Raw genomic sequence first — 12698 nt, forward strand, 5'->3', positions numbered from 1 at the left:
AGTTTAGTATTTGTCTGGACCGAGCGAATGTCAAGTCAGTTGAATCCCGAATCTTCCACGTCAGGCCGGCGCGGTCGCAAACGTAGTGTCGAAGCGGAGCGCGCTGTGCTCGACGCGGCTTATCGGTTGTTGCTGGAGCAGGGGTTGGCCGCCACGACGATGGAGGCCATTGCGACGGCTGCCGGTGTGAGCAAGGCGACGATCTACAAGTGGTGGCCCAACCGCGCGTCGGTGATCATGACGGCGTTTCTGCGCGAAGCCGGGCAGGCGCTGCCGTATCCGGAGGAATTGAAGCTCGACAGCATCTTTGCCCGCCTGCTCAAGATGGCCGAAGAGTTTTGCGGACCGATGGGCACGATGATCAGCGCGCTGATCGCGGAAGGGCAGTCGGACCCGGAGATCGCGCAGGCATTTCGCGACGGCTATGTCTCGGCCCGCCGCCAGCAGGGCGTGGAGATTGTGCGTGACGCGGTGGCGCGCGGGCTCATCAAGCCGGGCGATCCCGATGTCGTGCTCGATATTCTCTATGCGCCGCTCTACTACCGCCTGCTCGTCGGCCACAAGCCGTTGACCCGCGCGTTCGTACGTGAGCACGTGAACCTCGTCATGCAGGGCCTGATCGGTCCGAATGGCACGGTGCCGGCCTTGGCTGTGAAGTCTGCACGGCGTGCAAAAAAAGCTTGACGCGTCGAACCGGGTTGTGAATAAACTAAACGAATAGTTTAGAAATTAAAACAACGACACAACCTGACGGAGACGCCCTGTATGAACACTTCTTCTGGCCGCGCGAAGCGCATCTCGTTGGACGCGTTGCGCGATAGCGGACACGCCGTCGTCGTGACGGGTGCGAGCGGCGGCATCGGTCTGGCCGTCGCCAACCGTCTTTACGACGATGGTTGGCACGTGGTGGCGACCGACCTCGATCTGGCGCGACTGCGCGACGTTTTCGGTGAGCGTGCCGATACACCGGGAATGGCGCTGGCCGCCATCGACGTGACCGATCATGCCGCCGTCGACGCGCTCGCCGCATCGCTGCGTGAACGCGGCGGCGTAGCAGGGCTCGTGAATGTGGCGGGCTTGTTGCAGGACGCCATGCCCCTGCTCGACATGGACGACGCCATGCAGCGCCGTGTCTGGGAAGTGAACTACTTCGGCGCGCAGCATTGCCTGCGCGCGTTTGCGCCGCTGATGACACAGGCCGGGGCGGGCGCCGTGGTCAACATCACGTCGATCAACGAACTGCGTCCGCTACCGCTGCACGCCTATTCGCCCACGAAGGTGGCGTTGGGGGCCTTGACGCAACTGGCCGCGGGAGAACTTGGCGCGTCGGGCATTCGGGTGAATTCGGTGGCGCCGGGCTTCACGCTCACACCGATCTTTGAAGACAAGCTTGCGACCGGCAAACGCAGCGCATCGGCCATCGAGGCGCATTCGGCGTTGGGACGTCTGGTCGGTACAGATGAAATCGCGGCGGCGGTGAGCTTCCTAATGTGCGACCAGTCGAGCGCCATCACCGGTGTCAGCTTGCCCGTCGACGCTGGCTGGCTGGTCAGTTCGCACTGGATGAACTTCCGCGAACTGGCGCGCGCCGGCGCAGCGTAAAACGGGGCTACAGGTAAGAGAAGTCTTGCGGCGGGTGCAACACCCGCCGCAGGGGCTTACATGAAGAGGCTTGCGGTGTCCGATATGAACTTTGCGACCGGAGCCAGCCGGCTAGCCCACGAACCCACTGCAACCATTCCGTCCAAGATAGCCATCCAGGGCATTTCACACCTCCAGTGTTGGGTTTCATCGGTCTCGCTGTGTCGGCGAGTTGATGCAACGATACCCGGCAGGGGAAATTGGCGAAACTGAGACAAATCACAGTCGACCGTTATTTGCTCGTTATTTGCCCGCTACTTTCCGGTCGTATTGGCAACGCCGGCCAGCAAGGTCGGCGCCACGAGCGTCACGTAATCCTGACCACGGTTCGCGACGATCTGTCGGAGATATCCCGTGAACTGCGACGACTTGTCGACGGTTTGCTTGCCGTTTGCCGAGTCGATTTCAAAGCCGAAGTACGTGGGTACGACGGTCTTGTCGTTCACGGCCCACTGAATGACTTCCGTCACGGATTTCACGCCGTCGTACTTCGCGTGCAGGCTGGCAATGTCGGTGGTCACCCGGTCCTGATAGCTTTGCATCGAGGCTTTCAGCGACTCCGCATTGCCGCCGGCCTTGGCCTTGTCCAGCTCTGCCTGATAACGCTCGACTTCCGAGACGGCGTAAGCGCGCGAGGCATCCAACACCTGCTTGGCTTTCAGCGCAGACGGGCCGTCCATGCCGGCCAGTTGCACCTGAGCCTTTTCATCGATTTGCTGAACGACCGCTTTCTTTTCTTCCAGCAGTTTTGCGTAGCGATCCGCGTCGCCCGCGGTGCCCTCGATAGCTTTGCTCAGGTTGTCGTTGCTCGCTTTGAGGTAGCCGTTGAGGTCGTCGATCTGGGCGTCACGGACCTTGTTCAGCGCAGCGACGGCGTCGTTGAGCTCGCAGCGATACTCCACGGCCGACCGATTGCTCGCGTCCTTGAACGTTTTCCAACTAGTGCTCTTGCAGACCGCACGATCCGACAACGCGGAGCCGTAGGTGTGGGTCTGATCGCCCGGGTAGCTGGCCGCTTTCACCGTGCCGATTTCCGAGTCTTCGCAGCCCGTCAGCAGGGCGCAGAGGAGTGCAGTGGCAACGCAATATCGAATGCTCAAATTCATTTTTCCGCTATCTCACAAATCTCACATGAACGACAGGCCATCCCCGGCGAGTCCACCGCAGAGATAACGGCATCCGTTCAAAGATATTTAATCTATTAAGCGTCCTGACCGAAGAAACTGCGAAAGGCTGTGGGCGGCAACCCGAACTTGCGCTGAAAAACGCGCCGCATCTGCTCTTCCGATGCGAATCCACAGCGACTGGCGACGAGGGCAATGCCACTGGTCGTCGTCTCCAGCATCACCCGGGCCCGGGAAATCCGCACTTCCTGCACGGCGGCGAATGGCGAGCATCCCATGGCGAGCCGGAAGCGCCGTTGAAACGTGCGTGACGTCTGCCCCATTTCGGCGGCCAGATCATCGACACTCCACGTCTTGTGAAGGTTTGATGCCACCTTGGCCATCAGCGATGAGAACTCCGCTGCCCCCGCGCGCTCCTGCATCAGCAACGTCTCGCTGAACTGCGCTTGTCCGCCGGGCCGCCGCAGGTACACCACCAGCTTGCGGGCAATCGACGCCGCTACGCGGTAGCCGCAATCCGCTTCGACCAGCGCGAGTGCGAGATCGATGCCTGCGGTAACACCGGCCGATGTCCACACGTTGCCGTCGTTCACGAAGATTGGCGACGGCTGCACGGTGACCTTGGGGTAAGCCGCCTGCAAATCATCGCACCGCCCCCAATGCGTCGTGGCGCGACGGCCGTCGAGCACGCCCGCCGCTGCGAGCAGGAACGCCCCCGTGCATACCGAGCACAGTCGCCGGACCGACGCGTGCCCGTCGGCAATCGCCCGTCGAAGGTCGGGGTCTGCGCAGGCGTCGTCCACGCCCGGTCCGCCGGGGATCAGCACGGTGTCGGCACCGGCAATGGCGTCGAGACCTGCGTCCACCACGATGTCGGGGCCGGCACTGGCGCGCACGCGCCCGGGGCGTACGGTTGCGGTGGTTAGTACATACGGGGGAGACGGCAGGTCACGATTCGCCAGCGCGAAAACCTGCATCGGACCGGCCAGATCGAGCGGCTGATACCCGTCGTATACGACAAAGACGACGTTGCGTGGTGGAGGTGGCAGGAAAGGTGGGGAATTTGAGTTTTTTTCCATTTCTCACCTCCTAGAATCGGCTCGTTCATTTCTGATGTGAGGGTCGATGGTATGACGAATGCCGCGTTTCGTGTGGGGGTAGTGATGTTCCCGGGGATGACCCAGTTGGACATGACCGGCCCGTTGGAAGTCTTGAGTGCCGTGCCCGGCTGGACCGTCGATCTCATCGGCGAGACCTTGTCGCCGGTGCGTTGCGCGCGAGGATTTGCATTCATGCCGACGGTCGATTTTTCACACGCCCCGCAGTACGACCTGCTCGTGGTGCCCGGCGGCCCCGGGGTGGACGAGGCGATGCTGAACCGCTCGCTCGTCGCGTTCGTTCGTGATCAGGCGGCCCACGCCGCGTATGTGTTCGGCATCTGCACCGGGTCGCTGCTGCTTGCGGCGACGGGCTGCCTTACCGGGCGCCGCGCCAGCTGCCATTGGCAAGCGGTGGAATTCCTCAGGCACTTCGGCGTGGTGCCGAGCCGTCAGCGCATGACCATCGACGGCCGGTTTTTCACGTCTGGCGGCGTGACCGCTGGGATCGACATGGCGTTGAAGGTGGTCGGCGAGATCGTCGGCGTCGAGGCCGCCCAAGGGATTCAGTTGTTGCTGGAATACGACCCCGAACCGCCGTATCGCGCAGGCACGCCCGACGTCGCACCGGCGGCCGTGGTCGAGCGGCTGACGCTGGCCAGTGCACAACGCAAAAGCAATCGGTTGAAGGCCGTGCTGGCGGCGTCGCAGGCGATCGGCGAGACCGTGACCCAACCGGGTGGCTATCCGTTCTTCTGAGCGGGCGAGACGGCGAACAGGAGACACGCGATGCACATGAACAACGAAACAGGCGAGCATGCGTCGCCAGACGCGCCAGCAAACGTGCCAGAAAACGGGCCAGACGCGCCCATCGACTGGCGCACGATTTTTCTGGCGAGTGTGGGTGGCGGGCTGGAATTCTATGACTTCATCGTCTACGGCATCTTTGCCACTTACGTCGCGAGGTCATTTTTCCCGACGAGCATCGGCACCACGCCATTGATCGCGACGTTCGCCGCCTTCGCCGTGGGGTACATCGCCAGACCGCTCGGCGGGCTGGTGCTGAGTCATATCGGCGACAAGTTCGGCCGTCGTGTGGCATTCCAGCTTTCGCTCGTCGTGATGACGTTGACGACCGCAGGGATGGCGCTCATGCCGACCTACGAATCCATCGGCGTGACGGCCAGTATCGCGTTTGTGGCGTTGCGGTTCTTGCAAGGTGCATGCATTGGCGGCGAGTTGCCCGGGGCCATCGCGTATGTCGTGGAGACCGCCCCGAAACGCAGCGGCCTCGCGTGCGGCGTGATGTTTGCCTGTGTGAATTCGGGGAGCCTGCTGGCGACGCTTGTCAGCGTCGGGTTGCACGCCACGCTGACGGAAGGCGACATGCTTTCGTACGGCTGGCGCATCGCGTTTCTTGTCGGTGGCGGACTGGGAGCTGCGGGGGCGCTGATGCGTCGCGGGTTACGGGAAACCGAACTCTTTCTGTCGATCAAACAGCATAAGCGTGCCCGGCTGCCGGCCGTCGAGGTGGTGCAATACCACTGGCGCCAGATCGTCGCGGCCATCGGCATCGTGGGCTTGAATCAGGCGCTCATCGCGCTGCTGAGCGTGGCGATGGTCCCGTACCTCATGCAAGTGGCGAGCTACCCCGCGAACACCGCGAGCGAACTGGTCATGTTTGCCATCGCCACGATGTCGGTCTGCATTGTCATCGTCGGCTATTTGAGCGATACGTTCGGCAAGGCCCGGATCTACATGCTGGGCGCCGTGCTGATTGCTGCGGGAAGCTATCCGTTCTATGTCGTCGTGGCGACGGGGGCTGCCCATCCGTTTCTGCTCTTCGGTCTGGCGGCCGTCGCGGTGTCGTTCATTGCGGGAACGTTCGGCGCCCTCGCGTCGGAGTTGTTTCCGACCAGTCTTCGGTTCAGCGGACTAGCCATTGCCTACAACCTCGCGGCGGCGCTGCTCGGCGGATTTACGCCGCTCGTCACCTCGTTGCTGACGAGTGCCACCCACGACCGCGCCGCACCGGGCTTGTTCATCACGGCGGTGTCGCTGGTCGGCTTGCTGAGTGTCGTGGCGACCGTGCTCGGGAACTCCCGAGCATCGGCACGGCACTCGCAAATGCGTATCGAGCGCGGGGAGGCTGTCCGGTAGCCGGGCAATGGGCTGTTTGCCCATCGGTCATCGGAACACTGTCACATTGGCCGTCTAACGTGGAGGTCCCTACCAAGCTGCCGGGCCTCTGCGATGACTGCTCACGACACCCAACCCGATGATGGCGACGCAATTTACGACGTGAATCACGACGCGCATCTTGACGTCATGCCCGATCTCGCCCGCCGTCGCCTGCTCGCCGCAGCGGGCATCGGTGCCGTGGGGATGATGGCGCCGCTGGGTGCCGAAGCCGCAGGCAAGGCGGCGGTAGCAACGACGGCCCCGGCACTGGCAGGCAGCTCGCCCGACCCCGTCGCCACGCCGCCGGTCGCGGGCCTGCATCTTCAGTTCGGTGCCGACGCCTCGCGCGAGATCGTGGTGTCGTGGCACACGCTCCAGCCGGTCAAGCGTCCTCGCGTACTGCTCGGCCGTCCTGACGGCCGGTTAGAGAAAACGGTCGCTGCCGACGAAGTGCACTATGTCGACGGCAAGTCGAAACAGACCGTATATGCCTATCACGCGAAGATTGGCGCGCTGGCTTCCGACTCCGCGTATCTCTACGCCGCGCTGCACGACGGCGCAGAGCCGCAATTCGGCACGTTCCGCACGGCACCACGCGGACGCCAGCCGCTGCGCTTCACCAGTTTCGGCGATCAGGGCACGCCGACCCTCGGCAAACTCTTCACGCCGCCGGCCGGTGTCACCTTGCCGCCCACCTATGTGAACGACAACCTCGGCTCGCCGGTGGCCGGCGATACGGTGCTTGGCGTCGAGCGTTTGCGCCCGCTGTTCCACCTGTTCAATGGCGATCTTTGCTACGCCAATCTCGCGCAGGATCGCGTGCGCACGTGGTGGGACTTTTGGAACAACAACACGCGCAGTGCCCGCAATCGCCCGTGGATGCCGTCACCGGGCAATCACGAGAACGAACTCGGCAACGGACCGATCGGCTATCAGGCTTACCAGACGTATTTCTCGGTGCCCCCCGCCGAAGGCCAGTCCGATGTAACGCGTGGCCTCTGGTACGCCTTCACGGCGGGTGCCGTACGTGTGATCGCCATCGCTAACGACGACGTGTGCTATCAGGACGCCGGCGACTCTTACGTGCGCGGTTATTCCAACGGCGCGCAAAAATCATGGCTAGAAAAGGAACTGACGGCCGCCCGCGCCGACCGGTCAATCGACTGGCTGATCGTCTGCATGCATCAGGTGGCTATTTCCACCGCCGACAAATTCAACGGCGCCGATCTGGGGATCCGTGAAGAATGGCTGCCGCTGTTTGACAAGTACGGCGTCGATCTGGTCGTGTGCGGCCATGAACACCACTACGAGCGCTCGCACCCGATTCGGGGCCAGCAGGCCAACGGCACGCTGACGCCGATTCCGGTCGCTACTGGCACGGAAGTCATCGACACCACGCAGGGCACCGTTCACATGGTGATCGGCGGTGGCGGCACTTCGGCACCGTCCAATCAGTTGCTGTTCAATCCGCCGTGCTGCCGGGTCATTACCGGTGTGGGCGAGCGCGACGAGAAAACCGGCAAGCGCCCGCCGATCTACGTCAAGGAAGATGCCCCGTGGTCGGCCGTGCGCAATGCCGCACGCGCGTACGGTTTTGCGTCGTTCGACGTCGACCCGGGACGCCATCCCGGCGATATGACGGAAATTCGCGTGACCTACTTCGACGTGGTGGGGCTGGACGGCCAGATCGCGCCTTTCGAACGATTCACGCTGCGCCGTCCGCGTCGCGATGGGGCGGGCCGGGGGTGAGGTGTTGCCGGGACAGTGAGGGGCAGCCGGGCGACTAAGTCGGACACCGGATAGCCGGGGAATTGCTGGCTATCCGGTTGATACAGAGTGCTTCAGGGCACTTCAGGGCGCTTCAGGGAGACGGACGCCCATGCGCCGCGCGCAAACGGCGGGTGATATCGGCGTCGGTGATCACAACCGCGTCGAACGTGTGCTTGTCGTCGCTGGCGACCACGCCCGGCAGACAGTTTGCCGAGGTGGCGCCGCAGAACACGTCGACGTGATTGCCCTTCACGGCGCCACCGGTGTCCCCTGCGAAGAAGTAGCCGTCATGCCGGATCTTCTCGCCATCGACGTCGACCATGACGCCACGCGCCGCCGCGATGTACACCACGGTGCCGTAGGGAATGACGCTGCTATCCACCGCGATCGTTCGCAGCGGCACCAACTGATAGCCGTTCACGCCGTCGCCGAATGGCCCCTTGGCGACCTCGAAGTAGCTCTTTCCCGTGGTCTTGATCCACGGCTTCTTGCGGGTACTGATCTTGAGCGTCGCAGCACAGTCGACCTGCTGGGTGCCGGTGCCCGCGTAGTTCAGCGTGTGGCGCGTATTGCCTTGCGTGACCTGAACGGTGCCTTCAATCGCGCTCAGACACCAGTCGCGTGGCGAAATATTGTCCGAGAGTGCATTGCCGGCGGCATCGCGAAACGGGATACCCGTGGGCACGCTCGCGACCGTGGTGACGTAGTAATGCGTTGCCCACAGCTTTTTCGGCGTGGCGCTGGCGGTGGGCGCCGGAAAGTCGAAATCGGCCTGCTGGGCGGTGCCCGCGTAAGCCATCAATGGCGATGCGAGTAACGCAATAGCGATAGCGATATGGCGGCGAAGCGTCATGGGGCTTCCTGTTCCTGTGTTCCTGTGTACTGGCGGCACTCCCCGGCGTATCGACGCAGAGGCCGGAGCGTGCTGACGGGAAATCGCGGGAGAGCGGGCAATCACTGTCTGCCGTCAGAGGCATTCCGAGAGGATGACCGGGAGAATTTGCGTCCCTTGATCCGTAATCAGACTCTTGAGCGTGCCCATGTACGAGAAATACAGGGCAGCGGCGCTGTCGTCGAGCTTGCTCGGCATTGGCAACAAGGCAGCCGTCTTGGTGTTGCCGATGCCATGCACCGACAAGCTGATGCTGCCATCGAACTTGTTGGCATTGCCTGAGGCCGAGAGGAAACCGAACAGGTTGGAGAGCGAGATCGAACCGGACTTTGAGATGTAGTGAAGGCGCATCTCGATCGAAATTCCGTACTTCTTCCCGCCGTCCGACAGGTATTGCTTGAACGAGTAAATCGTCAGGAATTCATTGCCGCTGGCGCTGGCTTGTCCCACGACAACGTCCAACTTTCCGTCGCCGGAGACCTGATACGTCGTGAGTGTGGTTTCCAGCTCGTTGAGCTGTTCAGGCTTGATCTGGAGTTCGCCGACGGTCGACGTCGAGGTGAGGTTCTTCTCGGGTGCGAACAAAGGCTTGAGTTGTGACGCGTTGACACTCGTGTTCAGCAGCGAGGCCTCGGAGTTACAGCGATTGCTTGCCGCCCAGCCCAGAGAAGGCAACAAGGCGATGGCCACCGCACTGACGGCGGTGATGGCCGAATACCGGTTCATATCGTTTCCCCTGCGGCGCTTGGCGCCGTTACAGCAACGTCATTATTTTTACCCCGCCGCGCGCCGGTGTTGGCCCAGCGCCGGGGACTTGTCATTCAAAACGTGCTATCTACGACGCGCCGTGACGGGTGACCCGATGCCACCGACGCGCGTCAGAAAATAAGGGAAACGAAAATCCTTGGGAATCCTTCAAATGGACGATGGGTAGGGCAAGCCTTCGTCCGGGCGGGGGGCGCCGGCATCGGGGAATTCAATTGCCGGATTTTCGGTACAACGCCAGCCCGCCCGCGAGGGAAAACATCACGACGGCACACACGCGGTTCAGGCGTTTCAGGCCACGTGCCGTCATCAGACGCGCCGCCTGTACGCCACCGGTCGCGTACAGCGTCATCACGACGATATCGACCAGCGCAAACACCACGGCAAGCACGGCGTACTGCGGCACTTGCGGCATCGACGTGTTGACGAACTGTGGCAAGAACGCAGACAGGAACAACAGAATCTTCGGATTGGTGAGCGTCACGCCGAAGCTGCGCAGAAATACCCGGCGCGCGCTCATGTCCGCCTTGATGCGCACCTGACTCAGATCCTTCGGATGGCTGCGCCACAACTGCACGGCCAGCCAGACGAGATAGAGCACGCCGACCCATTTGACCGTCGCGAAGAGCATGGCCGATGCCGACAGCAACGCGCCCAGCCCGGCACCGACCGCCGCGACGATGGCAATGTCGGAGAGTGCCGCGCCGCACATCCCGACCAGCACGACCCGCCAGTTACCGGAGATGCCGTTGGCCAGCGCCAGCAACGTGGTCGGGCCGGGAATCAGGCCGCCGATGAGCGCGGCGGTAGCATAAATCGCAAGCGTGGAAAGTTGCATGACGACGCACCGAAAGGGGGAATCGGCTGCCAGTCTTGCAGATAACCTGCGCGTCGGCAAGCGGCTGGCGGGGCCGCTCACCGGGGGAACGTCGTCAGTCGACGTGAGCCGCAAAACCGGTCTTGCCGGGGGCGATAGCGTCCTTGAGCGTGAGCGCAGGGATCTCGTACTGGCCATCGTTCTGGCGGCGGAACGCAATCGGTGGCGTCGTCGCGAGCGTGTCGAGACGCTCGCCAAGCTGGCGCGTCATCTGGTCGAAACGCGCCGCGTCGGTGCGGCCCGTGCGGTACATCACATGCGGCGGCAGCACATCGAAGCCCGGGTAGAACAACATGCCGTGCTGAATCGGGAACAGCACGTCGTCGATCGGGCCGTTGATGCCGCGCGGGCTGTAATGCGAATCCCAGCCACCGGTCGTCACGACGAGCATCGCGCGCTTGCCGGCCATCGACCCTTCGCCGTAACGCAAGCCCCAACGCGCATCGGAGTGCTCGCCAACGCCGTACGCAAAGCCGTAGGCATACACGCGATCGATCCAGCCCTTCATGATGGCGGGCATCGAGAACCACCACAGCGGGAATTGCAGGATCACCGTGTCGGCCCAGCGCAGTTTTTCTTGTTCGCGTGCAATGTCGGGACTCTGCTGGCCGCTTTCATAAGCCTGCTTCGAGTCGAGCGACGGGTTGAACGGTGCGTCTGCCTCGTGCACGAGCGAGTCGTGCGTGTCGACAGTGGCCTTCCACTGCATGGCGTACAGATCCGAGACTTGTACGTGGTGTCCAGCCGCTTCGAGCCGTTGTACGGCAAAGTCGCGCAGCGCGCCGTTCAGCGAGCGCGGCTCCGGGTGCGCATAGACGATCAGGACATTCATTGCCAACCTCCATTTCAAACTGGGAACCTCAGCAAAGCGTTGAGGGAATGAAGGCAGCTTAGGTGGGCAGCAGGTATATTGGAAATGAATTGCTGATATTGCAGGTATAACCATGGTTAATTTACGAAGCATCGACCTGAATCTGCTCGTCACGCTCGACGTGTTGCTGGACGAGCAGAACGTGACGCGCGCGGCGCAACGGCTGCACTTCTCGCAGCCGGCGGTGAGCGTGCATCTGGCGAAGTTGCGCGAGCTACTGGGTGACCCGTTGTTGTTGCCCGGCCCGCGTGGCATGCGCCCGACCGTGCGAGCCGAGGCGCTGCGCGAGCCACTGCGTGACGCGCTGGCGGCGCTGTCGAAGGCGGTGGCGCCGGCCGACCCGTTCGATCCGGCGCGCGCCGATCACACTTGGCGGATTGCCGCGACCGACTACACCGAGTCGACGGTGATCTTGCCGATGCTGCCCGGCTTGCGTGCCGTAGCGCCGCACACGCGTCTCGCGCTGATTGAGATGACGCCCGCGCTGATGGCGAAGCAGGCGGAGCAGGGCGATATCGATCTGGCGTTTCACACGACGGACGGCTCGCCCGATGGGCTGCGCCGCCGTAAGCTATTCACCGAGCGCTATGTGCTGGTGGGGCGTCGCGACCATCCGAAGCTGCGCCGCCGTCCGACGCTCAAGCAGTTCTGCGCGCTGGAGCACGTGATGGTGTCCCAGAGCGGTGGTTTTCAGGCAGGGACGGACGAGGTGCTGGCCGCGCTGGGGCATGCGCGTCGCGTGGTGTTATCGGTGCCGCACTTTCTCGTTGCGCGCGCTGCGATTGCGACGTCGGATCTTGTGGCCATGGCACCCGAGCGATTGGTGCGCGACGACCCCGCGCTGCAAATCGTGGCCGCCCCCGTCGAGGTGCCGGGGTTTGAGATTTCCATGCTGTGGCACGAGCGCGTGCACCGGGATCCGGCGCACCAATGGCTGCGGGAGCGCATTGCGAATGCCGTGTAGGGGCAGCAAATCCGTGCGCATGATCCAACGGATTGGGGTGTAAAAGAGACTTTACATGACGTCGCGATTTCGCTATCGTGTAAAGCATCCTTTACATGAGGTTGAGCAATGCGAATTTACGTCAAGGAGTTGGGCGGGGCGTTGGTGGCTTACACCGTGCTGCTGATTGGGTCGATCAAAGTATTGCAGGCGCTGCCGGACTTGCCGCAATACGCGCGCGCCTTGATCGCGCTGACACCGGTGTTGCCGGGCGCAGGCGTGTGCTGGGCCATCGTCCGGAATTTGCGGCGGATGGATGAGTTGCAGCAACGCATTCAGCTTGAGGCGTTTGCCATCGCGTTCGCGGGGACGGGCCTGATCACCTTTGCTTACGGGTTTCTCGAAGGCATCGGGTTCCCGAAGCTTTCACTGTTCGTGGTGTGGCCGCTGATGTGTGCGTTGTGGATTGTGGCGGGGCAACTGTGCGCCGCCCGGTATCGCTGATTGGGTGATCGGATGCGCGTACGCGACAACATA

At 62.8% G+C, this 12698-nt stretch carries 13 protein-coding genes; 7 read left to right on the top strand and 6 right to left on the bottom strand.

Features of this window, described 5'->3' with window-relative positions; genetic code table 11:
- Positions 1-27 precede the first annotated feature (27 nt).
- Positions 28-684, top strand: coding sequence for a TetR/AcrR family transcriptional regulator (locus PIN31009_RS23550; RefSeq protein ID WP_150686280.1), 657 nt, complete (start codon positions 28-30; stop codon positions 682-684).
- An 81-nt stretch (positions 685-765) separates the two neighbouring features.
- Positions 766-1602, top strand: a complete 837-nt coding sequence (locus PIN31009_RS23555) for an SDR family NAD(P)-dependent oxidoreductase (protein WP_150791728.1) — start codon at positions 766-768, stop codon at positions 1600-1602.
- A 293-nt stretch (positions 1603-1895) separates the two neighbouring features.
- Here PIN31009_RS23555 and PIN31009_RS23560 read toward each other — a convergent pair whose 3' ends face one another.
- The gene (locus PIN31009_RS23560) at positions 1896-2741 is read right to left on the bottom strand and encodes a hypothetical protein (protein WP_150791729.1); all 846 of its coding nucleotides are present in this window, start codon (positions 2739-2741) and stop codon (positions 1896-1898) included.
- 101 nt (positions 2742-2842) lie between these two features.
- Positions 2843-3844 carry a GlxA family transcriptional regulator gene (locus PIN31009_RS23565; RefSeq protein ID WP_150791730.1) on the bottom strand — a complete coding sequence of 334 codons (1002 nt, stop codon included), beginning with the start codon at positions 3842-3844 and terminating at the stop codon, positions 2843-2845.
- Between the two features lie 51 nt (positions 3845-3895).
- On the opposite strand from PIN31009_RS23565, the gene PIN31009_RS23570 reads away from it, so the two are divergent.
- The 3 genes from PIN31009_RS23570 to PIN31009_RS23580 all read left to right on the top strand — a co-directional run bounded on the left by PIN31009_RS23570 (position 3896) and on the right by PIN31009_RS23580 (position 7792).
- Positions 3896-4621, top strand: a complete 726-nt coding sequence (locus PIN31009_RS23570) for a DJ-1/PfpI family protein (protein WP_150791731.1) — start codon at positions 3896-3898, stop codon at positions 4619-4621.
- A gap of 36 nt (positions 4622-4657) precedes the next feature.
- Complete coding sequence (locus tag PIN31009_RS23575) at positions 4658-6022, top strand: MFS transporter (protein ID WP_174997363.1); 1365 nt, start codon at positions 4658-4660, stop codon at positions 6020-6022.
- A 93-nt stretch (positions 6023-6115) separates the two neighbouring features.
- Positions 6116-7792, top strand: coding sequence for a metallophosphoesterase (locus PIN31009_RS23580; RefSeq protein WP_217426831.1), 1677 nt, complete (start codon positions 6116-6118; stop codon positions 7790-7792).
- A gap of 112 nt (positions 7793-7904) precedes the next feature.
- Here PIN31009_RS23580 and PIN31009_RS23585 read toward each other — a convergent pair whose 3' ends face one another.
- The 4 genes from PIN31009_RS23585 to PIN31009_RS23600 form a co-directional block, all read right to left on the bottom strand.
- On the bottom strand, positions 7905-8666 hold the full coding sequence (locus PIN31009_RS23585; RefSeq protein WP_150791733.1) for a 3D domain-containing protein: 762 nt from the start codon (positions 8664-8666) through the stop codon (positions 7905-7907).
- A gap of 114 nt (positions 8667-8780) precedes the next feature.
- On the bottom strand, positions 8781-9431 hold the full coding sequence (locus PIN31009_RS23590) for a hypothetical protein (protein ID WP_150686287.1): 651 nt from the start codon (positions 9429-9431) through the stop codon (positions 8781-8783).
- A 250-nt stretch (positions 9432-9681) separates the two neighbouring features.
- Positions 9682-10308, bottom strand: coding sequence for a LysE family translocator (locus tag PIN31009_RS23595; protein ID WP_087722674.1), 627 nt, complete (start codon positions 10306-10308; stop codon positions 9682-9684).
- A 94-nt stretch (positions 10309-10402) separates the two neighbouring features.
- Entirely contained in the window at positions 10403-11179 is a 777-nt protein-coding gene (locus tag PIN31009_RS23600; RefSeq protein WP_150791734.1) for an NAD(P)H-dependent oxidoreductase, read from the bottom strand.
- A 112-nt stretch (positions 11180-11291) separates the two neighbouring features.
- Here PIN31009_RS23600 and PIN31009_RS23605 point away from each other — a divergent pair, with 112 nt between their 5' ends.
- Positions 11292-12182: a LysR family transcriptional regulator gene (locus tag PIN31009_RS23605; RefSeq protein WP_150791735.1), complete on the top strand. Its 891-nt coding sequence runs from the start codon at positions 11292-11294 to the stop codon at positions 12180-12182.
- A gap of 108 nt (positions 12183-12290) precedes the next feature.
- A complete protein-coding gene (locus PIN31009_RS23610) occupies positions 12291-12665 on the top strand; it encodes a hypothetical protein (protein ID WP_150791736.1) in 375 nt (124 codons plus the stop codon).
- Positions 12666-12698 lie beyond the last annotated feature (33 nt).

The organism is Pandoraea iniqua (assembly GCF_902459685.1).
GTDB lineage: Bacteria > Pseudomonadota > Gammaproteobacteria > Burkholderiales > Burkholderiaceae > Pandoraea > Pandoraea iniqua.